Origin of the sequence: Glutamicibacter sp. NPDC127525, from assembly GCF_042672105.1 — a bacterium.
Classification (GTDB): Bacteria; Actinomycetota; Actinomycetes; order Actinomycetales; family Micrococcaceae; genus Glutamicibacter.
Genome location: NZ_JBHXVN010000004.1, coordinates 50140 through 69176, shown reverse-complemented (window position 1 = coordinate 69176; position 19037 = coordinate 50140). Strand labels below are relative to the sequence as shown.

General features: G+C 57.7%; 34 protein-coding genes and 2 tRNA genes. 33 read left to right on the top strand and 3 right to left on the bottom strand.

Going from position 1 to position 19037, the window contains the following annotated elements:
• Positions 1 to 101 precede the first annotated feature (101 nt).
• Complete coding sequence (locus ACFVHU_RS10625; protein ID WP_332498832.1) at positions 102 to 2222, top strand: RecQ family ATP-dependent DNA helicase; 2121 nt, start codon at positions 102 to 104, stop codon at positions 2220 to 2222.
• Positions 2223 to 2252: 30 nt separating this feature from the next.
• Positions 2253 to 3170, top strand: a complete 918-nt coding sequence (locus tag ACFVHU_RS10620; RefSeq protein ID WP_388024321.1) for a hypothetical protein — start codon at positions 2253 to 2255, stop codon at positions 3168 to 3170.
• Positions 3171 to 3437: 267 nt separating this feature from the next.
• Here the strand turns inward: ACFVHU_RS10620 and ACFVHU_RS10615 are convergent, their stop codons facing one another.
• Positions 3438 to 3851: an ImmA/IrrE family metallo-endopeptidase gene (locus ACFVHU_RS10615; protein WP_388024319.1), complete on the bottom strand. Its 414-nt coding sequence runs from the start codon at positions 3849 to 3851 to the stop codon at positions 3438 to 3440.
• Positions 3852 to 3880: 29 nt separating this feature from the next.
• Positions 3881 to 4390, bottom strand: a complete 510-nt coding sequence (locus ACFVHU_RS10610; RefSeq protein ID WP_388024317.1) for a multiprotein-bridging factor 1 family protein — start codon at positions 4388 to 4390, stop codon at positions 3881 to 3883.
• Positions 4391 to 4580: 190 nt separating this feature from the next.
• Here ACFVHU_RS10610 and ACFVHU_RS10605 point away from each other — a divergent pair, with 190 nt between their 5' ends.
• From ACFVHU_RS10605 to ACFVHU_RS10465, 29 genes are all read left to right on the top strand, one after another.
• Complete coding sequence (locus ACFVHU_RS10605; protein ID WP_388024315.1) at positions 4581 to 4898, top strand: helix-turn-helix domain-containing protein; 318 nt, start codon at positions 4581 to 4583, stop codon at positions 4896 to 4898.
• Complete coding sequence (locus ACFVHU_RS10600; protein WP_388024313.1) at positions 4895 to 5179, top strand: hypothetical protein; 285 nt, start codon at positions 4895 to 4897, stop codon at positions 5177 to 5179. Before ACFVHU_RS10605 ends, ACFVHU_RS10600 begins: the two co-directional genes overlap by 4 nt.
• Complete coding sequence (locus ACFVHU_RS10595; protein ID WP_388024312.1) at positions 5167 to 5412, top strand: helix-turn-helix domain-containing protein; 246 nt, start codon at positions 5167 to 5169, stop codon at positions 5410 to 5412. The genes ACFVHU_RS10600 and ACFVHU_RS10595 overlap by 13 nt, the downstream gene beginning before the upstream one ends.
• Positions 5413 to 5461: 49 nt before the next feature.
• Positions 5462 to 5593 carry a hypothetical protein gene (locus ACFVHU_RS10590; RefSeq protein WP_388024311.1) on the top strand — a complete coding sequence of 44 codons (132 nt, stop codon included), beginning with the start codon at positions 5462 to 5464 and terminating at the stop codon, positions 5591 to 5593.
• Complete coding sequence (locus ACFVHU_RS10585) at positions 5590 to 6276, top strand: hypothetical protein (RefSeq protein WP_388024310.1); 687 nt, start codon at positions 5590 to 5592, stop codon at positions 6274 to 6276. The genes ACFVHU_RS10590 and ACFVHU_RS10585 overlap by 4 nt, the downstream gene beginning before the upstream one ends.
• 8 nt (positions 6277 to 6284) lie before the next feature.
• The gene (locus ACFVHU_RS10580) at positions 6285 to 6770 is read left to right on the top strand and encodes a hypothetical protein (RefSeq protein WP_388024309.1); all 486 of its coding nucleotides are present in this window, start codon (positions 6285 to 6287) and stop codon (positions 6768 to 6770) included.
• A complete protein-coding gene (locus tag ACFVHU_RS10575; protein ID WP_388024307.1) occupies positions 6767 to 7063 on the top strand; it encodes a hypothetical protein in 297 nt (98 codons plus the stop codon). Before ACFVHU_RS10580 ends, ACFVHU_RS10575 begins: the two co-directional genes overlap by 4 nt.
• Positions 7060 to 7422 carry a hypothetical protein gene (locus ACFVHU_RS10570; RefSeq protein WP_388024305.1) on the top strand — a complete coding sequence of 121 codons (363 nt, stop codon included), beginning with the start codon at positions 7060 to 7062 and terminating at the stop codon, positions 7420 to 7422. The genes ACFVHU_RS10575 and ACFVHU_RS10570 overlap by 4 nt, the downstream gene beginning before the upstream one ends.
• A complete protein-coding gene (locus ACFVHU_RS10565) occupies positions 7419 to 7760 on the top strand; it encodes a hypothetical protein (RefSeq protein ID WP_388024304.1) in 342 nt (113 codons plus the stop codon). Before ACFVHU_RS10570 ends, ACFVHU_RS10565 begins: the two co-directional genes overlap by 4 nt.
• A 2-nt stretch (positions 7761 to 7762) precedes the next feature.
• Entirely contained in the window at positions 7763 to 7978 is a 216-nt protein-coding gene (locus ACFVHU_RS10560) for a hypothetical protein (RefSeq protein ID WP_388024302.1), read from the top strand.
• Between the two features lie 2 nt (positions 7979 to 7980).
• Positions 7981 to 8511, top strand: a complete 531-nt coding sequence (locus ACFVHU_RS10555) for a single-stranded DNA-binding protein (protein WP_388024300.1) — start codon at positions 7981 to 7983, stop codon at positions 8509 to 8511.
• Entirely contained in the window at positions 8480 to 8812 is a 333-nt protein-coding gene (locus ACFVHU_RS10550) for a hypothetical protein (RefSeq protein ID WP_388024298.1), read from the top strand. The genes ACFVHU_RS10555 and ACFVHU_RS10550 overlap by 32 nt, the downstream gene beginning before the upstream one ends.
• A 78-nt stretch (positions 8813 to 8890) precedes the next feature.
• The gene (gene nrdH, locus ACFVHU_RS10545) at positions 8891 to 9112 is read left to right on the top strand and encodes a glutaredoxin-like protein NrdH (protein WP_388024297.1); all 222 of its coding nucleotides are present in this window, start codon (positions 8891 to 8893) and stop codon (positions 9110 to 9112) included.
• Positions 9109 to 9474 (top strand): hypothetical protein, encoded by a 366-nt coding sequence (locus ACFVHU_RS10540; protein WP_388024295.1) that lies wholly within the window; start codon positions 9109 to 9111, stop codon positions 9472 to 9474. The genes nrdH and ACFVHU_RS10540 overlap by 4 nt, the downstream gene beginning before the upstream one ends.
• A gap of 157 nt (positions 9475 to 9631) precedes the next feature.
• Positions 9632 to 10282 (top strand): DUF6349 family protein, encoded by a 651-nt coding sequence (locus ACFVHU_RS10535; RefSeq protein WP_388024294.1) that lies wholly within the window; start codon positions 9632 to 9634, stop codon positions 10280 to 10282.
• Between the two features lie 171 nt (positions 10283 to 10453).
• Complete coding sequence (locus tag ACFVHU_RS10530; protein WP_388024292.1) at positions 10454 to 10786, top strand: hypothetical protein; 333 nt, start codon at positions 10454 to 10456, stop codon at positions 10784 to 10786.
• A gap of 189 nt (positions 10787 to 10975) precedes the next feature.
• Entirely contained in the window at positions 10976 to 11377 is a 402-nt protein-coding gene (locus tag ACFVHU_RS10525; RefSeq protein ID WP_388024291.1) for a hypothetical protein, read from the top strand.
• Positions 11378 to 11453: 76 nt separating this feature from the next.
• Positions 11454 to 11819: a hypothetical protein gene (locus ACFVHU_RS10520; protein WP_388024289.1), complete on the top strand. Its 366-nt coding sequence runs from the start codon at positions 11454 to 11456 to the stop codon at positions 11817 to 11819.
• Positions 11820 to 11940: 121 nt separating this feature from the next.
• Positions 11941 to 12204 (top strand): hypothetical protein, encoded by a 264-nt coding sequence (locus tag ACFVHU_RS10515; RefSeq protein ID WP_388024287.1) that lies wholly within the window; start codon positions 11941 to 11943, stop codon positions 12202 to 12204.
• A complete protein-coding gene (locus ACFVHU_RS10510) occupies positions 12201 to 12758 on the top strand; it encodes an ead/Ea22-like family protein (RefSeq protein ID WP_388024285.1) in 558 nt (185 codons plus the stop codon). The genes ACFVHU_RS10515 and ACFVHU_RS10510 overlap by 4 nt, the downstream gene beginning before the upstream one ends.
• 321 nt (positions 12759 to 13079) lie before the next feature.
• Positions 13080 to 13361, top strand: a complete 282-nt coding sequence (locus tag ACFVHU_RS10505) for a hypothetical protein (protein ID WP_388024283.1) — start codon at positions 13080 to 13082, stop codon at positions 13359 to 13361.
• A 219-nt stretch (positions 13362 to 13580) separates the two neighbouring features.
• A complete protein-coding gene (locus tag ACFVHU_RS10500; RefSeq protein ID WP_388024282.1) occupies positions 13581 to 13868 on the top strand; it encodes a hypothetical protein in 288 nt (95 codons plus the stop codon).
• Positions 13865 to 14380: a hypothetical protein gene (locus ACFVHU_RS10495; protein WP_388024280.1), complete on the top strand. Its 516-nt coding sequence runs from the start codon at positions 13865 to 13867 to the stop codon at positions 14378 to 14380. The genes ACFVHU_RS10500 and ACFVHU_RS10495 overlap by 4 nt, the downstream gene beginning before the upstream one ends.
• Positions 14370 to 14681: a hypothetical protein gene (locus ACFVHU_RS10490; protein ID WP_388024279.1), complete on the top strand. Its 312-nt coding sequence runs from the start codon at positions 14370 to 14372 to the stop codon at positions 14679 to 14681. The genes ACFVHU_RS10495 and ACFVHU_RS10490 overlap by 11 nt, the downstream gene beginning before the upstream one ends.
• Positions 14678 to 14848, top strand: a complete 171-nt coding sequence (locus ACFVHU_RS10485; protein ID WP_388024277.1) for a hypothetical protein — start codon at positions 14678 to 14680, stop codon at positions 14846 to 14848. Before ACFVHU_RS10490 ends, ACFVHU_RS10485 begins: the two co-directional genes overlap by 4 nt.
• A gap of 278 nt (positions 14849 to 15126) precedes the next feature.
• Positions 15127 to 15366, top strand: a complete 240-nt coding sequence (locus ACFVHU_RS10480; protein ID WP_388024275.1) for a hypothetical protein — start codon at positions 15127 to 15129, stop codon at positions 15364 to 15366.
• Positions 15366 to 15950: a hypothetical protein gene (locus tag ACFVHU_RS10475; RefSeq protein WP_388024273.1), complete on the top strand. Its 585-nt coding sequence runs from the start codon at positions 15366 to 15368 to the stop codon at positions 15948 to 15950. The genes ACFVHU_RS10480 and ACFVHU_RS10475 overlap by 1 nt, the downstream gene beginning before the upstream one ends.
• Before the next feature lie 305 nt (positions 15951 to 16255).
• Positions 16256 to 16328 (top strand) — tRNA-OTHER (locus ACFVHU_RS10470).
• A gap of 104 nt (positions 16329 to 16432) precedes the next feature.
• Positions 16433 to 16506: transfer RNA gene (locus ACFVHU_RS10465), tRNA-Cys, on the top strand.
• Positions 16507 to 16870: 364 nt separating this feature from the next.
• Here ACFVHU_RS10465 and ACFVHU_RS10460 read toward each other — a convergent pair.
• The gene (locus tag ACFVHU_RS10460) at positions 16871 to 17167 is read right to left on the bottom strand and encodes a hypothetical protein (RefSeq protein ID WP_388024272.1); all 297 of its coding nucleotides are present in this window, start codon (positions 17165 to 17167) and stop codon (positions 16871 to 16873) included.
• Positions 17168 to 17271: 104 nt separating this feature from the next.
• Here ACFVHU_RS10460 and ACFVHU_RS10455 point away from each other — a divergent pair, with 104 nt between their 5' ends.
• On the top strand, positions 17272 to 17829 hold the full coding sequence (locus tag ACFVHU_RS10455) for a transposase (protein ID WP_388024270.1): 558 nt from the start codon (positions 17272 to 17274) through the stop codon (positions 17827 to 17829).
• A 7-nt stretch (positions 17830 to 17836) separates the two neighbouring features.
• Positions 17837 to 19036: a PBSX family phage terminase large subunit gene (locus ACFVHU_RS10450; RefSeq protein WP_388024269.1), complete on the top strand. Its 1200-nt coding sequence runs from the start codon at positions 17837 to 17839 to the stop codon at positions 19034 to 19036.
• Position 19037 lies beyond the last annotated feature (1 nt).

Here is a 19037-nt window from a genome sequence, read left to right as displayed (position 1 = left end):
TCAGCTATTTTCCCCTGCCGGCACCGCAGCTTGCGAGAGCTCATCCACAATTAGCGGACGCCACGGGCTAAATCGTGGGCAGGAACTGAAATACTGGAGGCATGGATGGCTCAACGCAAGTGGATCTGAAAACGCTGGCACTGCAGAAACTGCGCGCACTGGTGCAAAACCCGGACGCGCAGTTCCATGATGGCCAGTATGAAGCGATCAGCGCACTGGTGGCCGAGCGGCGCCGCGCACTGGTCGTCCAGCGTACCGGCTGGGGCAAGTCCGCCGTGTACTTCATCGCTTCCCTGCTGCTGCGAGAACAGGGCTACGGGCCAACACTGATCGTTTCCCCGCTGCTGGCATTGATGCGCGACCAGGTTGCGGCCGCGGAGCGTGCTGGAGTCCGCGCTGCGGCCATCAATTCGGCCAATGTGCTCGAATGGCGTGAAATCCTCGAAAAGCTGCAACGCAATGAGCTCGATGTGCTGCTGGTGTCCCCGGAGCGTTTGAACAATCCATCCTTCCGCGAGCAGCAGCTGCCGATGCTGATGCAGCGCTTGGGCCTGCTGGTCATCGACGAGGCGCACTGCATTTCGGACTGGGGCCACGATTTCCGCCCGGATTACCGCCGCATCCGGGACCTGATCGCCCGATTGCCTCAGGGCCTCCCGGTTTTGGCGACCACTGCAACAGCGAACAGCCGAGTAGTCCAGGACGTTGCCGAACAGCTGGCCGGCGGCACCGAGGAGGTCTTCACGCTGCGCGGCACCCTGGCTCGCGACTCGCTGCGCCTAGGTGTCCTGCGTCTGGCTTCGCCGCGCATGCAGTTAGCCTGGTTGCTCAGCCACATCGAGGACTTCAAGGGCTCGGGCATTATCTACACCCTGACGGTTTCTGCGGCCGAGGATATTGCTCGCCTGCTCAAGGATGCCGGGCACGAAGTTGCTGCCTACACCGGGCGCACCGATTTGGAAGAACGCGAACGCCTTGAACAAGCGTTGAAGAATAACGAAGTGAAAGCGCTGATCGCCACGAGCGCCTTGGGCATGGGCTTTGACAAGCCAGACCTCGGTTTCGTCTTGCACATCGGTGCCCCCAGCTCGCCCGTGGCCTACTACCAGCAGGTGGGCCGTGCCGGGCGTGGGAGCATCAACGCAGATGTCCTGTTGCTGCCCGGGCCTGACGACTCGGAAATTTGGGAATACTTCGCCACCAGCTCCATGCCGGACCAGGTACGCGCCACCCAGGTGCTCGAGGCCTTGGCCAAGACCGACGGTGCGATGAGCGTCCCGGCGCTGGAAAGCGCCGTGAACCTTCGCCGCTCGCCACTTGAGCTGTTGCTGAAGGTGCTGGCCGTGGATGGTGCGGTGGAGCGTGTTGCCGGCGGCTGGATGCGCACCGACATGCCATGGACCTATGATGCCGATCGGTACAAGCGAGTGGCGCAGAGCCGAATCCATGAACAAAACCTCATGGTCAGTTACGAGAACACTCGCGGATGCCGCATGCAGTTTCTGACCGACGCCTTGGATGATCCCCAGTCTGCTCCCTGCGGCCGGTGCGACAACTGCGCTGGCGTTTGGTTTGACGACCATATTCCTGACGATTCGAAGGACAGCGCGCAGGCGGCACTTGGACGGGTGGGAGTTCCTATTGAACCGCGCAAGCTGTACCCTTCGGGACTGGACCGGCTGGGGTACACGCTCAAGGGCAAAATCGCTATTGACGAGCAGGTGGCCACGGGCCGGGCGCTGGCTCGCCTGACCGACCTGGGGTGGGGCAACCGATTGCGCCAGCTCTTTGCCGACCCCACCGATTCCCCTATCGACAAGGCGATGTTCGATGCGTGCATCAAGGTGCTTGCCGAATGGAATTGGGAGGAACGTCCAGTGGGCGTTGTAGCCATGCCATCGAATAAGCGTCCCCAGCTGATCACTTCCCTTGCTCAGGGCCTAGCTGAGGTGGGACGGTTGCGCTACCTGGGGCAGCTCGAATATCGCGGTGCTGGACCACAGAATGGCCCGGGCGGGAATTCCGCTTTCCGTGTGGCTGCGGTTGCCGATGCTTTTGAACTTCCAACGCAGCTCGAACAGCTCATTGCCGACGCTCCAGGGCCGGTGCTGCTAGTTGATGATCTGGTTGATTCCCGGTGGTCCATGGCGATGGCTGGGCGGGCCCTGCGCATCGCCGGCGCACCGGGTGTCATGCCTTTCACTTTGGGCGTAGCCGGATAATCGCACAGTTAAACAAAGTAGTCTGGAAGTATGGAATTTCTCATCTGGCTCGTTGTCCTCATCGCAGTGATTGCCCTGGGCTACTTCGGTCTGCAAGCGCTGCGCAAGAAGAACACTGCGCAAATCGCGCAGGCGATTTCCCGTGAAGCAGCGCAGGCGGCAAACGCGAGGCTGGATGATGCTTCACGCAATTCGGTGTACCGCAATCTGGCCAAGGGCGACATCATGGGCGCGGTCAAGGATTTCCGCGCTGCTACTGGCGACTCGGTCAAGGATTGCGTGATTGCAGTACGCAGCCTCGACAAGTACCCGCAGACAGCCCCTGCCAAGGAATTGCCGAATGATGATGCCGAGATCAAGGCTTTGAGCGACAAACTCGAAGCTCAAGTTGAGCGCGAAGATCGTGAAGCGGCCGCCACTGCCGCAGAGGATGCCACACCAGCACCTGCCGATGACACTTGGGTTGTACCCCAGGAATGGAGCGAGCAGTTCAGTTCCCTTCAGGAACCAAGTGCTACGCACTTCAAGATGGCGTTCGAACTTGATGGCGAGAACCGCGAATTTTCCAGCGAACAACTGCCGGCAAATGAATACGACCAGCTATTCTCCATGCTGCGGGATTCCAATTTTGAAGAAGCGGCAAAGATCCTGCACGGCTATACGGATCTGCCGGTCGAAGACCTGGAACGCATGATCGCGACGTCTCCCATGTCTGGCGCGAGCGCCAACGGCAATATTGCAGACTTCCGCTTTGAAGGCCAGGGCCCGGATGGTCCAGTGCATTTCGATGCTGCCGAACTTCCAGAAGCTGACCGCGAAGCGCTCTTCGACGCAATCGCCGATACCGATCTGGACCGGATGTCGGAAATCATTGTTCGCCACACCTCGTTGCCAGAGGATATCGTGCAGAACATGCTGCGGACCTTCGTTAAGCGCGACGACCAGTAGCGGAGAAACTGCTGTCCTGGAGTTTTGAAAATCCCCCGGATTCACCGAAAAATCGGTGAATCCGGGGGATTTACCGTATTCGGAACGTTCTCGTCGAAAAAGTGCCATATGAACGAAAAACCCCCTACCTGAGTAGGGGGTTCTTGGCGGACACGGGGGGATTTGAACCCCATATCTTTGCACTGATTCTATGCGGTTCTGCTCATTTCGCGATGCGTAATAGTGCGAATATAGTGCAAGAGAGTGCAGTATTCCGAATGCTTAGTGTCACCATGACACATCGCCGGATATTGTCACACCACGCTCCCGTAACAATTCCACTTCCAAATCGCTAAGGCTCTCCAGTCGATCTTCCAGCACCAGATCAGTCACATGCAATTCCTCCGCAAGCGTCGCCAAATCGGCATGCTCAAACACCGCCAACGATGGCCACGGCACCAGCAGGTGCGCGGTCTCCGTGCGGACCCGCCGTTCAATCTTAGGCGCTTGGCATTCGTCGTGCTCGTACTGCAGGTGGATCAGCTCATGCGTGAGCACGCACCGGCGTTCACGTGCCGTCAGTCGATCGTCCAGCCAGATTGTTTTGACACCGTCCGTTGCGCCTGGCTTACCGTCCGGCATCCGTACGTGATGTATTTCGATCCACGGATTGGCCCCAATGATATTCCAAGGGTCAAACATGCCCATAGCCTATCGGCAGGTTAGGACACTTAGCCCTGGGGGTCTTCGCCCAGGTCGTCATACTGGGTGGACTCCATGCGTAGCGGTGGGTGGGCGGCGTGGGGCAGGGCTTCGTTGAACTCTGGGCGCAACGGGGTGACGTTGCTTCGTGGTTCGCGGAGCTTGCGCAGTTCTGCATTGCGTTGGTGAAACCTGAAGTTCAGTTCGGCAAGGAGCTCTTCGTCGGTCAGGTCTGACACGTAGCGTGGACGCTCTTTTCCCCATGGGTCTACTTCCACGTCTTCCAGGGTCACTTCCTCCGGGGTCTTGGTGGAGGCCAGGAGTCTGGTGATTCTGTGCATGTCCCAGTTCAGTGCGTCGCTGATCGCTTTGAGGGTGGTGGACTGTGGCCACGTTTCGCCGTGCTCGAAGGAATGCAGGGTCCGGAGTGAGACGCCGCTTTCCTTGGCCAGCTTCGGGCGGGACATGCCTAGGGCTGATCGCGCTTCGGTGACTAGCTTGCCGATGCGCTTCTGCAGTTGTTGTTCGTGATAGCTCATGGGTTATTTCTATCTGTGCTTTTTTGTGTAAGTAAATGCGCTCTATCTCCACTGTAAGTGCTGTTTCTGTGTAAGACTATGCAATTCTTTCAAGTTTTTTTGCACTACTGACTAGGCGCTTTGCATCTTTCTGCACTTTTATACATACGCACCGCTTGTACTCCTGCACTTTTATACATAAGCTAAGTGCATGACAGTGAAACAAACGGGTCGGCCACTGAAGTCGAACCCAGTGACGAACACCAATGAACGGATCGGGTTGACACTGCGAACCCTCCGCGTCTGCCACGGCATGACAGGTGAGGAAATGGCAGCAGCTTTGAAGATCAGTGCACCGCTGTATTACCACTACGAGGCCGGTCGCCGGCCTATCCCGTGGGAGCGGTTGCAGCGTGCGGCTTGGGCGATTGATTGCCGGAGCCAGATCGATATCCGTCCGGAGTCCATTGCCTTGCCGGCTGAGTGCGGCGGGGTAGTCCTAACAGTTGTGGAAGGAGTAGCAGCATGAGCCAGCCAATTGCACTAGAGGATCTGACCTGGCGTGAAGACGCGCTGGATCGGGTCGAAGCGTTAGCCCGGACCGGTGAGCCATTCACCTCGGACGAAGTGCGGGAGGGGTTCCGGGAACCTCACCACCCGAACCAGTGGGGCGGGATCTACACGACCCTGGCAAACCGCGGAGTGATCGTGCAGGTCGGTTTCCGGAAGTCGCACATGAAGTCCCGCAAGGGCAGCGTCACCGGGATCTGGCAAGGCGTGAACCATTCGGTACTGGAATGGGCGGCCTGATGGACGACGAGTACCTGACCGTTGTCGAACTGGCCGACAAGTTGAAGTGCTCGATTAGCACTGTGCAGAACAACGTGCGGAACAAGAAGTGGCCGCATAAGAAGTTTGGTCCACGGATCATCCGGTTCACTCCGGAGCATGTGGAACAGATCGGGACTATGGCAGAGGTGCCGGTCATTGAGGAAAAAGAAAAGCCGCGATCCATCAAAGAGATGGTTTCGCAGCTGAACTAGAAGCTTTGCTACTTGGCGGTTCCAAAGCATTCGTTATTTAGGAGTTTACATGAAGAAGTTCATGAAGCAATTTGAGGGACTGGTTTTGACGTCCCGGGGCGAGTGGGGCTTTGTCCTGATTGTTGGGGTCGTGTTTTTCGGCTCGTTGGTGGGCACTGATTACCTGGCGCGTGTGGCATGAGTGATCTGCAGCAGGAGCGCATTGAGGCGTTGAAGCGTTTGCGTGAACCGTTTGAGCCTGGCGCTATTGGCAAGTTGCCTAAGCCCTACTCTCGGGATTCCCGCAAGGGCAACTGCCAGGAGTGTGGTGGCTACCACGGGTTGCCGGCAATGCACTTGGACTTCGTTGGCCACGCTGCTCTGACGGACCGCCTGTTGCAGGTGGACCCCGAATGGTCGTGGGAACCGATCTCATTCGATCCGGTTGGCCTCCCGCAGTTCGACGGGTACGGCGGATTGTGGATCCGGTTGACCGTGTGCGGGGTGACTCGGCTCGGGTACGGAGATGCGCAGGGCAAGAGCGGCGCCAACGCGATCAAGGAAGCCATCGGTGATGCTCTGCGCAATGCGGGAATGCGGTTCGGTGCGGCGTTGGATCTTTGGCACAAGGGCGACTTGTGGGAGGCGAAGGAGGCCCGGGGCGAGTTCGCTTCACCGGACACCGCGCCAGCCAGCCAGCCACCTGCGCAGCCGGTGCCGGGCCCGGGGGAATCTCCTATCGAGATGTTCCAGAAGCAGTTCGCCCAGGCTCGTGGCAATCAGAAGGCGCTTGAAGCCTTGAAGAAGTGGGCGCACAACTCGGGCGCACCAGAGAACATCATCAACCAGATCAATTCCGCGTTGGCGGAACTTGAAGCAGCTTAGGAGTCATTGTGGACAACATTCAGAAGTTCATGGCAGCGGACATGCTGTCGAAGAAGGTCAGCGCTTTGCAGAAGTCGTTGAAGGCTGACGCTGAAACCGTGCTGGAACCGGGCGACCGTAAGACGGTTTCTTTCGAACTGGACGGGGAGAAGATCACCCTCGGTGCGATCACTCGTACGAAGCCTCGCACGGCGTGGAAGGTCGTCGACGAGGGCGCGTTGACGAAGTGGATTCAGGAGAACCACCCGGACAAGATCGAGATGATCCCGGCGCCGAAGGAATGGTTCGTGAAGTCCTTGCTGGATCAGGCAGCGGCGAACGGTGTTGCGGTGACCGATGGCGGCGAAATGGTTCCTGGCATTGAGTCTCGTGAGGGTACGTCGTATGCGTCGGCTAAGCCTGAGAAGGATGCTGACGAGAAGTTGGCCCGGTTGGTTGCTGGTGGGGTTATCCAGACTGCTGAGCTGTTGATGATTGAGGGTGAAGCAGCATGATCCGGGCAGTTGATTCCGCATCGACGTTTGAGCTGGCCCAGTATGCGGAGGAGCAGTTGCGCCCGTTGGTTGACCAGCTGCATGACGGTTCGTTGACGATTGACCTGAATCTAGGCTTTGCCTTCTTCTCTAAGCACGACAAGGACTGGTCCGTAAGCGTAGTTGTTCGGGAGAACACTTCGCTCGGTCAGCAGGGCGACTACGTTTCGTACGGTTCATTGATCGACACCTCCGAAGGAATCGATTACACAGTCAGTAAGGTTCGTCGGCATCTGGAAAAGGCCGCGGCATGAGCCTGGATACTCTCAACCCCGTGAATGTGGAATCGCGGATCCGGGACATTAGCGCCCGGATCGCGAACTCCGCGAGTGTCTGCAACAAGCGGTACGAGGCATTCCTTGAAGCTGATCGAAACTACGATCAGGCGTTCGCCCGGTCCTACATGGGCCACGCAGGCCCAGCGCACGAGAAGAAGTACGCTGCCGAGCTGGACACCGAAACGGAACGCGAATCCCGGGACGTTGCTGATGCGGCTTACCGGTACGCGGACCGGCTGGCGAAGGCTTTGGAGTCAGAGCTTCGGGCGTATCAGTCGATTGGTGCCAGCGTCCGAGCGATGTATGGAGTCGCTGGGCGGGGTGAGGGGCTGTGAACCGGAAGCAGTTCGCGAAGTACCTGGCCCGGGATCAGCACTGCCCGTGCGGGTGCTTGGGCCGGGAGGACACCTACATTCCGCAGCATCGGGCGAACCGGGGCATCGGTGGTTCGAAAGCGTTGGATCGTCCGGCGAACATCATCGTTCTCTGTTCCGAGGTGAACGGGCTGATCGAGTCCAACGCTGATCTGGCCCAGCAGGCTCGGGCGTATGGGTGGAAGCTGCAGCGGTGGCAGATCCCGGAAGAGACCGCAATTTATGACAGGGCCACGTGTGAGTGGTCGATCCTCGACAACGACTTCGGTCGGATTATTCAAGAACGAAAGGCGGCCTAGCCGTGGATGAAGAAGTGATTGTGCCTTTTACGGTTCATCTGGTTACGGGAGGGGCGTTGGATGCGAAGCCTGCGCCGTTGTTGGATGTGCGGTCCTTCTACGAGTACATCGCTGCTGATGGCGGCAAGATCAAGTTCCCTATGGAGAACGGGCGCATGGCCATTGTGGCCGCTGAGCGCATCAATTTCATTGAGTTTGACCTCCCGGAAGGAGCCTAGCTATGGCAGGCGAGACTGTTATTACCGTGATCGGCAATTTGGTGGCCGACGCGGAACTGCGCTTCACCCCCTCGGGTGCAGCGGTTGCGAACTTCACGATCGCTTCGACTCCGCGCACATTTGACCGGCAGTCGAACGACTGGAAGGACGGCGAAGCATTGTTCCTCCGGGCGAGCGTGTGGAAGGAAGCAGCGGAGAACGTGGCCGAAACGCTGACGAAGGGCATGCGCGTCATCGCCCAGGGACGCTTGAAGTCCCGCTCCTATGACACCAAGGAGGGTGAGCGTCGCACCGTGATGGAGCTTGAAGTGGAGGAGATTGGCCCTTCGCTGAAGTTCGCTTCGGCCACGGTCACTCGCACCCAGCGTTCCGGTGGCGGGAACTTCCAGCCACAGCAGGGCGGGTACAACCAGCAGTCGGCCCCGCGTGGAGGCCAGAACGCTCCGGCCGGTGACCCGTGGCAGCAGCAGGGGCAGTCTTCACCACAGGGAGGTGGTTGGAATGGCCCAGGCAACGACGAACCACCGTTTTAAAGAGCTCCCTGACCCGTGGGAGCCGGCTCCGGTCACAGCAGAAAACGTCGTAGGTCGCCAAGTGCCAGGATTCGGCAACAAGCGCACCTACCACGCACACGACGTCGCGTATCAGCGGATCGTCGGCATCACAGGTGCGATTGTTTCCCGGAAGCAAGGCGAGACGCAGACCCGGGTGCTGTTGGATCCGGACAAGGTTCGAGGTCTGACGGACTTGGAGAAGTTGGTGTTGGCTGATCAGCAGCCTTCGCCGTTCGGCGGGGTGGTGGCCGGTAATCAGGTCATCATCTACCGCGACTAACCAAATCACGAGAGGGCAGCCCTATTGCTTGGGGGCGTAGGGCTGCCTTTTCTGTACCCAAAAACAGGAGGGGCCGTCATGGTCAAGGTTTACACAAGGCCATCGTGCGTGCAGTGCAACGCGACTTACAAGGCATTGAACGAGCGGGGTATCCCGTTCGAGAAGATCGACATTTCACAGGACTTGGAATCACTGCTGTTCGTGCAGAGCCTCGGGCACCAGCAAGCGCCAGTCGTTGTGACTGACGATGATCACTGGTCGGGTTTCCGCCCGGACAAGATCGAGGGGCTGGCAGCGTGAGTGTTTTTCAGGCTGTGTGGCCGGTCTTGGATACGGGCATCCCGTATGAGGATTTGAAGGCTGAAGCGATTGAAGATTTGCCGAGGGTGGCGCGCAGGCACAACGTGATCACGATTGGGGAGCCGACCGTTTTTGTGCGTTTGGGTAAGGACGTTCCAGGTGTCGGCGACGCGACGTTGGTCGTGGTTGTTGAATCGCCGGTTGCTGAGGTTCCGCCGGCCAGGCTCGTAGATCCGAAGTATTCGCGGCCTTGTGGCCGGTGCGGTTTGGAGAAGGCTGTCACTCACGGTGTTCACGAGTATTTCTGCAAGGACTGCAAGCGGTTCGTGCAGGCTGATGGCTGGCTGGAGAAAGCATCATGAGCTTCTGCAAGAAGTCTTGCTGCTGGACTCCGTTCCAGGTGTGCGCGACTAAGAAAGAATGCGGTTGCCATACGAGTGAGCAGCCGATCTATGAGCGGCTCACATTTGAAGAAATCTCTCGGGCCAATGCGGTCCTGATGCTGAAGGGGCGAAGGAGATGATGACCATCGACGGGCAACTGAGCATCTTTGATCTTCTGGAATCGCAGCCACGCGTGGACGTTACTCACCTGATGAATCCGCCTAGCGATGCAGGGACTTTCTTCAATCCTGGTACGCCTGAATCGCTCGAAGAAGCGCTGGAAACGTTCCGTGCTGATCATGTAAGTCGCGGTTTCAGGTGGAAAACCTACGTCGGGTGGAGCACATACCACGAATCATCCGGCAGCGGTTCGGCACACCACTCGGCCATGTACCACTCTGGGCTTCATTGTCACCATTACGTGGAGGACTGGTGCTCATGCGTGAAGTGGTACATCACGCGTATGTACTGCGACGGTTGCAAATGGTGGTCAAGCATTCATGTGAGCACGAATGACGCGGTGCACGAGTTCCTAGATCACTGCTGGCCAGGATGGAGAGGCCTGCCTGTGATGGAAGGCAAGCGAGTTGGGTACGAAACCAAATTCGACTTACCGGATGACTACCCGACAGAGTTCATGGTCACCGGCGCGCCGATGCTTGATTGCCGGGGCAACAGCCGATCAGCAACGCGTGACGTTCCAGGCGCAAACCAGTTTGGCGGTTACCGGGTGGCAATCACTCGGGATTGCGAAAAACACAACGACAAGAGTGCAGTGGTGCTATGACCCGCTTGCCGAGGTGCCCGTGTGGGAAGGTATGGGCGCCAACCAAACAGCAAGCGCAGGCCATGCGCGCATTCGTGGCCGACTACAAAGGCGCCAGCGCAAAAGTTCAGTACTACATGTGCCAGTACGGTGCCTGGCACTGGACACGACAACAACTATGGAGGAAACAAAGTGGCCTGGTTCAACGCCGATGACCGGATGCACTCTCACCCGAAGGTGAGAGCTGCAGGTTTGGAATCGATCGGTTTATGGCTCGTTTCCGGCACGTATTGCACCGACTATTTGACCGATGGCGCAGTACCGGAATGGTTCGTCATGTCATGGCCCAAGGGCAAGGCTTTGGCCGGGAAATTGGTTACCGCTGGCCTTTGGGAAACCACATCCGACGGGTGGCAGTTCCTTTCATGGACTGAGTACCAGCGAACGAAAGAGCAGGTCATCGAGGAAAAGCGGAAGGCGGCGGAGCGGATGCGTAAAGCCCGTGAGAAGAACACGGATAAGTGAACGTTCGCCGTTCGTTCGCCCGCACACACACCGAACATGCTTTGTTCGTTCGGGTCGTGTTCAACAGCCCAAGACCAAGACCAAGACCAAGTACTTATACTCACCTCAGTCTCATGGGCTTAGTACTTAAAATCCGTGGTTAGAAATCATCATGTCGTTACGTCCGTAACGCGTGGGGGAGGAGACGGAATGATGAATGAAATCAATCCAAAAAATCAGATCACCGAACTGCAGTCTCGCCAGCTGGCGGCGTTCATTCATTCGATCCGCCCGGATTGGGAGGTTGCTGGGGTGCATAAGGCTTTGGGATATGCCAGGGGCCGTGGTGGTGTGGATGCTTTGGCGGTGGCTGCTGTTCGTGCGGCGATGGTTCCGGGGAATCGTACGCCGGCGGTGATTGGTCAGTCTGGTGCTCATTGGGTTGGTGCTCATGTGGAGCGTCAGGGGCCGGTGCGGGAGTTGCATTGTGTGGAGCATGATGTTCCGGAGTCTCGGTGTAAGAAGTTTCATCAGCGGGTGGGTCCGCCTGAGTGGTGGGGTGACTTCCGGAGGGGCAAGGCGGAGCCGCCTGTAGTGCAGGATGATGCATGATGGGTGGCAGGTCGCCTGAGAGTGTTTTAGGCGCTTAGAAACGATTCTGAGCGGTTCAACTATTTAGGAGTTTTTGATGGGACGTAGTTTGCGATCGGCGAAGAACGCTGGCACGAGGTTTGAGCGCGTTACGGCGGATTATCTCGCTAAGGCGTTGGATGATGACGGGATTGACCGTCAAGTCAAAACCGGGGCGCTGGATTTAGGGGATGTGCGCGGGGTGAAGATTTGGGGCCAACCTGTGGCGATTGAGTGCAAGGATGTTACGACGATGGCGCTCCCGGCGTGGTTGCGTGAAGCGGAGTTGGAACGTGGAAACAAGGATGCTCTGGCTGGCGTAGTGGTCCACAAGAAGCGTGGCACTGGGGATCCTGGCTCGCAGTACGTGACGATGTCGCTGAAGGATTTTGCTGCGTTATTGGCTGGTGCTCGTCCTGAGTAGTTTTTGTGCCAGAAAACTTCTTGCACTGTTTCGCATTCAAGTAGTGCGGAACAGTGCAAGGGTTGGTATGGTTGGTAGTGCTAACAAGATTGCCGGGGCTGCCTGGCAAGGAGAGGAAATCATGAGCAAGATTCTTTTGGTCGGTGTGGCTGTTTTGGCCTTGGCTGGTTGTGCGCCGGCTGGCCGAGTAGGGGACACTGTACCGGTCCCCGACGAGGTGAAAGCCGAAATGTTCGGCACCAGCCCCGAGTTCGAACGCGATCTGCGCAACTGCTTGAAAGTGCACCCGATCCCCGCCGACCACGCGCCAGACCATCCAGCATCGGCGCCACTCGCGGAATGCGTGGCCGACGTGTACGAAACTCATGCTGGCGGCGCGAAATGAGCCAGCCATCCAAAGAAGTTCAACCAACGGCCAATCCTTCAGGCGAACAGCGCCGAATGCATTCTGGCTCTGTGCCGGGTGTAGGCAGCATGGGGGTGCCAACAACCAGCACAGGGTCGCACGCCACCAACCTGGACACCCTGCGCAAGATCGCAGAAGCCGAGGAAACCCAAAAGTGGGGAGGCTGGGCCTTCGAAGAAGATGACTTCGACGGGTTCTGCATCTACATCAACGACGGCGACGACTTTGGACGCAGTTACGTCGCCAAGGATCTGACACAGGGTGAAAGTGAGGGCGAATCAACCGCCGAGTTCATCGCCACGTTTGACCCTCCTACCGTCCTCGCGCTCCTGTCCCGCCTCGAACAGGCCGAACAGCATCTGGACGCAGCGCTTGAGGCTAACAAGCGTTGGGCGCACCGTAGCTCGCGTGAGCGCTCTGACCTGCACAAGACTGAGCAGGCCGTAGCAAGAGTGCGAGAACTCAATCAGTTTTTGCCAGCGTCAATCATGGAACGCGTAATCCGCGCACTGGACGGTGATACCCGTGGCTGAATATTGCAAACCGGGAAGCTTTGCATTCCCGGGCGCTGCTGGATGCTCACGGTGCGATAGCGAACGCCTAGCGAAGTTGGTTGAGGAAACCGGCGACTGGACGCAAGGCTTCGGCGGGATGATCGTCTGCGCCACATGCGGGAACAAGCGTTGCCCGAAAGCAACATTCCACGGCAACGAGTGCACGGGCTCAAACGAACCAAATCAACCAGGAAGCCGATACCAGATCTGCAAGTGCGAATACGAGAACAAATTCGACCTCGACGCACTACCTACAAAGTACAACCCAGATTGCACGGCACACCCGAACGGAGACACCAAATGAGCAACCTACCCGGCAATCAGTTCGCCGAAGATCACGACGAGATGTACCACAAAATCGGTGACACGGTTGTGTCAGAAGAAGGGCAGACCGATGCGACCTTGATCTGGTCTGCGATCGAGAACCATGCCACAGCCACCCTTGCCCTCGCATACGAGCAGCGCTTGGTCACCTTGGCAACGCTGTTCAACCTCCCCGATGACAGCGCGATTCCGGGCGTGGACTACGCCGAAGCCGCACGACAGCTATCTGAAGGACTGGGAATGAGGCCAGAGAAGTGATCTGGGCTTACCTCGCAGGACTCGCAACCCTCCCGGCTGGCTGGATTCTGTTGGTTACCGTGTCTTGGCTGACTGAGCGGAATTTGGCCTACCAATGCACCAGGTGCGGTCGATGGTTCGGTGTCCTGCCCAGTGAAGGGAAGCCGACTCTCTCCCGCATAACGAAACTCAAATTCAAATGGCACCGCTGGACGGGCAAATGCAAGGAGCGAGAACTCAATGAATACTAACCAGACTCCGCTAAACCCGGACGCGATCGCACAGGCTAAAGCCACTGGTGTGGACTGCCGCATCAACGGCGGATCGACGGAAGATGTTATCGAATGTGCTGTCGAGGCTTACCTCGCCGCCGTCCAGCCGGTAGTGAACAGCTTTGATCCCCGTGGCTTGAACCGCAAGGGATGGACATGTGGTTGCGAACCGGGCAATTACGATTCGTGCGACGAATGCCAGTCAGCTTGCAACGAGCTCGCCAACTTCCTGAACCGCCCGGAGGTGAAGCCATGACCATCCAAGAAATCCTCGAAGCGCACCTGCGCGTCATGGGCCAGCGCGGAACCGGCGTATTGTGCATCTGCGGGTGGCACACGGTTGCACTCGGCAAGCGTTCCGAAGACTTGCACCGCGCTCATGTTGCCGAGGTGCTGGACAAGCACATGCAGGAACGAGAAGCGGCGGTTATTGCTGGACTCGCTGAACTGCTGGACGAATACCAAAACAGCCATGACGTAGCCGAATGCGCCGCACACGTGGAGGGTGAGACGGGGCGGCAAGCGGTTATTGACAACTGGGAATCCATCATCGAAGAACCCGCCGAATGGTTGCGCCAAAAGTCGAAAGAGCACCACGAGAACGGCTTTGAACACCTGCGCTACGTCGCCTATGAAGCATGGCAGGCAGGCGAAGACGCTGGATGGGAGAACGGACGCAACAGCTACGAGAAGGAGCAAGGCTTCATCGAGGACTTTGACCTGATCGAAAACCCCTACGCAGACGAGGATCCACACAATGGGCGCTAATGAGAAGCACGCTGCCACCTACCACGGCGGGGAATACACGCCGAGCACGAAGGCAGTGCGGGCAAGCTTCTCGCACCACCGAGATGCAGGAATGGAAACGTACAACGCCGGCATCTTTGACCGTTGGCTTGAAACCGTCCGCGCCGAAGCGAAAGCAGAAGCGCTCAGGGAAGCGGCGGACGAAATCAACCAGATCGACCCCTCATGGAACAGCGCCCTATGGATCGAACCGCCAGGGCACTACGTTCCACTTCCCGAATGGCTCCGTGAACGCGCCAACCAGTACAAGGAGGAACAATGACCGGCAAGACCCGAAGTTTCGAACGCGACCCACTACCAGTTTTCCAAGCATCCTGCACTTGTGGGTGGAAGGGCAAGGAATGGTCGTTCAAAGCACCTGTGCGCGAAGAACAGGCCGCGCACCGTTGCGACAAGGCGGAACCCTTGTCCTGTGAAAAACAAGGATAAATGCTGATGCCAACCATGATAGAGGCTCAACGTCTGTCGGGAGTTGACCGAGGGAAACGCGTGAAGTTCACCGGTAACAGCCCACGGTACCTGGTCTATGAGGGAACACTGATGCAGGCGAAGCACTTGGGCGATGGCTGGACAACGATCGTCATCCGAAGAGCTGATGGCCGTATCGAATGGGACCACGTACCACCAACCACACACGTCACCCTGTCCGGGCTACCAACCCCGCCCGGGCTGAACCTACACAAATCAATCACCGACCAGGAGGGGCAGTGAGTACACCAATCGTTGACCTCAACGACCCGCAAGGGGGCTACTGGCAATTACCGCCAAATAATGAGGCGTTCAAGCCAAGCTTCCCGCCACCGGGAATTCGCTACTACAAGATGACCGGCCGCCACCGAATCAACGGTGAATGGCTTGTCGTGCACACCGGCGAACGTGGGTTCACAACCTACCGATACATCGAACCGATGACCATCAAGCGAATCAACTACCCCGAAGAGGAATAATGCGTGACCTTATCCACCAGCTCACCCGCGACCACGTTCGAGAAGGCAAATACCGTGTCTCACTCCTCGCAGAGCTCCAAGGTGAAACCACCCCAGGAAGGAACACCAGCGGTGGAAGCCCCAAGGATGAACTGAAACTCCCCGTAGCAGCCGGAACCATCGACCTGTACCAACGGATCTGCAAAGAAGCGTACGACAACCTGTGGAAATGGAAACACGTCCTCTGCGCAGGCACCCTCGAAGAAGTCATCCAAACGTTCGCATACGCAGGAGAAGGCGAGGACCCGGCAGAGAACATCGAATACTTCACCAAGCTCCTGCAAGGCTGGGTGGACTCGATAGAGAACCTCCTCCGGCCGCCGAAGCCCCGCCGGAAAATCCATGCACCGTGCCCAGCGTGCAATGAGAAGTATTTCGGTGCGGAACGAACTGTCGCGTTGACGGCGAATATCTGGGACGAGCACGAGAAGATCATGCCGCCTGGGCTGTGGGACGTGGCGTGTGGTGCGTGTGGTGCTGAGTGGAAGGGTGAGCAATTGAACTTCCATGTTGCCGCTTTGCATACCTCTAAGGCTTCTGCGTAGTTCTGCGTCTGTTTAGTGTTGGAATATGCGGGAAAGTTTGTTAAAATTGTCTTGACTGCGGATAACCATGCCCAGTCAAGGGTGGACTTGTTAGCACATCTCCCCACCCGGAAGCCCCGCGTTGAGGACACTCCGCGGGGCATAACTGTATAGCCCCACACACGAGGTGGGGAGCGCTACCGGGTATGTCCCCGCCAGTTCACGACTGAGTAGCGCACGACACTGGTTTGCTCATGACCAGTAGAATCCCGTCACCCCCATGGACGGGTCGGCATGGTCCCCGCCGAATTGAAGCGGACCACCACGGCAGTAGAAGAGTCAAGGTGACAGGGCTGGCTGTAAACCGGTCCACGGCAGGTTCGATTCCTGCTGCTGCCACGGTGAGTCAAGGCCGATAGCTACTCGCAGCCCAGTGCGACTCAAACTATCGGGGTGAACCTTTTGCAGGGTTCAATGGTGCGCTACCTGAACGCGCACCGCATGGTTATTTGACCGAACGGCCAGGTACTGGACTGCAAATCCAGCCAATCGGGTTCGACTCCCGGAATAACCTCCAAGCACTGCAGCTGCGTAAAGCACCGGGCATACCCGGAAGGCACGGTTCGACCCCGTGGCAGTGCAACCTTCTCCGCTGGTGTAGTTGGCAGCACGACAGGTTTTGGTCCTGTAGATCGAGGTTCGAACCCTCGGTGGAGAACTCGGGGTAAACACACCAATGTGTGAAGGCGCCCATGACGGCTGCGAGTAGGGAAACCTAGTCTTCAAAAGCCCAAGGCCAACCTGCCCCACCCAAAATTGACGGCGGCCAACAAGCCGACAACACAACACGATGCACAGACCAGTGCCCCGCCACACCGAGTGGGCGCAACGGGGCACGTCTGATGCGAAACTACAGCGGACCAGCCGCCGTCACTCAAGCACTAGTCACCAATTGGTGAATCAACTTCAAAACCGAATTCCTGAATCAACTTACCGGTAGATTCAAGAATGGCACTTGGAGACTTATTCTCCTGGGCGGACAGACAAAGAACCAGGGCAGCCAAAGCCTGGTTCGATTGGACGTTCCTCCACTTGATATCCACGGTATGTGATTTTGACTCGGAGTCCCTGGACATGTCAAGGTCTGCCTGAAGTTCAGCCGCTAAAGTAGCCAATTTGGCCACTTCACTAGATTTCACATATTCAATAAATACAGATGCGCTCGTGGTACTTCTCAACGATCCTCCAAGAGTGACTAGTAACCCTCGAATGAGGGCACAAGACGATTATCTCCGGTGCATCGAAATAAAACTAGGCCAGCAAGGGTAGGAGGGCTGAGAATGTGGGAGCACCCCGCAAGTACACCGACAAGCAACGTCAAGAAGCCCTCCACCTATACGAACAAGAAGGCCCAACAGCAGTAGCCCAAAAACTCGGCATCCCCAAAGGGACCGTAGCTCAATGGGCGAAGCAAACGGGTACGCAAACGGTTCGCAATGAACGCACCGCGCACGCGACTGAAGCTGTCATGGTTGATAATAAGCTTCGCCGTCAGAACATTGCTGCTCGTTTGTATGACCAGGCTGAAATGACGTTGGATGTTCTTGAAGCGCCATCATTTCAGACGTTGAAGCGTGGTGAGGGTGGCGCGGAGCATTCGGCCACCCTGGATTTCATCCCTTCAGCTGAACGCCGGACCTTGGTGCAGACGGTTCAGATCGCTTTGAAGACCACTCATGAGATTGATGCTCGCGATAATGACAACGGTATGACTGCTGGTAAGTCGATGTTGGAGAAGCTTGCTGAGCAGTTGGGAGCGATGCCTGTTGTCGATCCTGACTCTGGACAGTCCAGCGGAGGCGGTGAGCCGGAGGCAGCTGCACTTCTTGCAGACGAGTAGTCACCGTGTGAACATCCTTGAGGGTGCGATTCGCTCGGGGAAAACCATTATCGCGTTGTTGCGCTGGTTCTTGTTCCTGGCGAATGCTCCTCGTGGTGGGGAACTGCTCATGATTGGGCGTACCCGCGATAGCGTGTGGCGCAACATGGTCGCACCGATGCAGAACCCGGACTTGTTTGGCCGGCTGGCTGACCAGGTTGTAGGGAACTATGGTGCGCCAACGGTCAAGATCCTCGGCCGCACAGTTCATATCATGGGTGCTTCTGATGCTAAGGCGGAGAAGGTCTTGCGTGGTATGACGGTTGCTGGGGTGATCGTTGACGAGGTCACGACGTTGCCGGAGGAGTTCTTCACCCAGCTGCTTGGCCGTATGTCCGTGAAGGGCGCACAGCTGTTTGGCACGACTAACCCGGATTCGCCGGCGCACTGGTTGAAGCGCAAGTTCCTGGACCGTATTAGTAACGGGCTGAAAGGGTGGGGGCGTTGGTCGTTCACCATTGACGACAATCCTTCCCTTGAACCTGAGTATGTTGAGTCGATCAAATCCGAATTCACTGGTCTCTGGTATCGCCGGTTCATCCTCGGCCATTGGGTCGCTGCTGAAGGCGCCGTGTACGACATGTGGGACCCGGCGAAACACGTCATCCAATGGGATGCACTCCCGCCAATGACCCGCACGCTGGCCGTCGGTATCGACTACGGCACCACGAACGCCACCAGCGCGGTCATGCTCGGCCTCGGTGTGGACAACCGCCTCTACTTCATGGACGAGTGGCGGTACGACGCTAAACAATCCCAACGCCGACTCACCGACTCCGAAATATCGGGTCGCATGCGCGCCTGGATGACCGCAGACCACCACCCACTCGGTGCACCACAGCCTGAGTGGGTGGTGGTTGACCCTGCTGCCGCATCGTTCAAAGTTCAGTTAGCGAACGACGGTGTAGGCAACTTGATCGACGCGGACAACAACGTGCTGTATGGGATCCGTACGATGGCTTCGGCACTGTCAGCGAACAAGCTGTTGATCGCTGACCGTTGCGCAGGCCTGATCGAAGAAGCACCCTCGTATTCATGGGATCCGAAGTCCACGGATAAGGGCGACGACAAACCATTGAAGGTCGCTGACCACTCCTTGGATGCCGCCCGGTACGCGTTGACCACGACTGAAACTAACTGGCGACCTTATGTCGCCCTAGCCGCATAGG

Bases quoted from the DNA above. Each gene is read 5' to 3' on its own strand.
- ACFVHU_RS10625 (WP_332498832.1), top strand. From the start codon at position 102: ATGGATGGCTCAACGCAAGTGGATCTGAAAACGCTGGCACTGCAGAAA.
- ACFVHU_RS10620 (WP_388024321.1), top strand. From the start codon at position 2,253: ATGGAATTTCTCATCTGGCTCGTTGTCCTCATCGCAGTGATTGCCCTG.
- ACFVHU_RS10615 (WP_388024319.1), bottom strand. From the start codon at position 3,851: ATGTTTGACCCTTGGAATATCATTGGGGCCAATCCGTGGATCGAAATA.
- ACFVHU_RS10610 (WP_388024317.1), bottom strand. From the start codon at position 4,390: ATGAGCTATCACGAACAACAACTGCAGAAGCGCATCGGCAAGCTAGTC.
- ACFVHU_RS10605 (WP_388024315.1), top strand. From the start codon at position 4,581: ATGACAGTGAAACAAACGGGTCGGCCACTGAAGTCGAACCCAGTGACG.
- ACFVHU_RS10600 (WP_388024313.1), top strand. From the start codon at position 4,895: ATGAGCCAGCCAATTGCACTAGAGGATCTGACCTGGCGTGAAGACGCG.
- ACFVHU_RS10595 (WP_388024312.1), top strand. From the start codon at position 5,167: ATGGGCGGCCTGATGGACGACGAGTACCTGACCGTTGTCGAACTGGCC.
- ACFVHU_RS10590 (WP_388024311.1), top strand. From the start codon at position 5,462: ATGAAGAAGTTCATGAAGCAATTTGAGGGACTGGTTTTGACGTCCCGG.
- ACFVHU_RS10585 (WP_388024310.1), top strand. From the start codon at position 5,590: ATGAGTGATCTGCAGCAGGAGCGCATTGAGGCGTTGAAGCGTTTGCGT.
- ACFVHU_RS10575 (WP_388024307.1), top strand. From the start codon at position 6,767: ATGATCCGGGCAGTTGATTCCGCATCGACGTTTGAGCTGGCCCAGTAT.
- ACFVHU_RS10570 (WP_388024305.1), top strand. From the start codon at position 7,060: ATGAGCCTGGATACTCTCAACCCCGTGAATGTGGAATCGCGGATCCGG.
- ACFVHU_RS10555 (WP_388024300.1), top strand. From the start codon at position 7,981: ATGGCAGGCGAGACTGTTATTACCGTGATCGGCAATTTGGTGGCCGAC.
- ACFVHU_RS10550 (WP_388024298.1), top strand. From the start codon at position 8,480: ATGGCCCAGGCAACGACGAACCACCGTTTTAAAGAGCTCCCTGACCCG.
- nrdH (WP_388024297.1), top strand. From the start codon at position 8,891: ATGGTCAAGGTTTACACAAGGCCATCGTGCGTGCAGTGCAACGCGACT.
- ACFVHU_RS10535 (WP_388024294.1), top strand. From the start codon at position 9,632: ATGATGACCATCGACGGGCAACTGAGCATCTTTGATCTTCTGGAATCG.
- ACFVHU_RS10525 (WP_388024291.1), top strand. From the start codon at position 10,976: ATGATGAATGAAATCAATCCAAAAAATCAGATCACCGAACTGCAGTCT.
- ACFVHU_RS10520 (WP_388024289.1), top strand. From the start codon at position 11,454: ATGGGACGTAGTTTGCGATCGGCGAAGAACGCTGGCACGAGGTTTGAG.
- ACFVHU_RS10515 (WP_388024287.1), top strand. From the start codon at position 11,941: ATGAGCAAGATTCTTTTGGTCGGTGTGGCTGTTTTGGCCTTGGCTGGT.
- ACFVHU_RS10510 (WP_388024285.1), top strand. From the start codon at position 12,201: ATGAGCCAGCCATCCAAAGAAGTTCAACCAACGGCCAATCCTTCAGGC.
- ACFVHU_RS10505 (WP_388024283.1), top strand. From the start codon at position 13,080: ATGAGCAACCTACCCGGCAATCAGTTCGCCGAAGATCACGACGAGATG.
- ACFVHU_RS10500 (WP_388024282.1), top strand. From the start codon at position 13,581: ATGAATACTAACCAGACTCCGCTAAACCCGGACGCGATCGCACAGGCT.
- ACFVHU_RS10495 (WP_388024280.1), top strand. From the start codon at position 13,865: ATGACCATCCAAGAAATCCTCGAAGCGCACCTGCGCGTCATGGGCCAG.
- ACFVHU_RS10490 (WP_388024279.1), top strand. From the start codon at position 14,370: ATGGGCGCTAATGAGAAGCACGCTGCCACCTACCACGGCGGGGAATAC.
- ACFVHU_RS10485 (WP_388024277.1), top strand. From the start codon at position 14,678: ATGACCGGCAAGACCCGAAGTTTCGAACGCGACCCACTACCAGTTTTC.
- ACFVHU_RS10475 (WP_388024273.1), top strand. From the start codon at position 15,366: ATGCGTGACCTTATCCACCAGCTCACCCGCGACCACGTTCGAGAAGGC.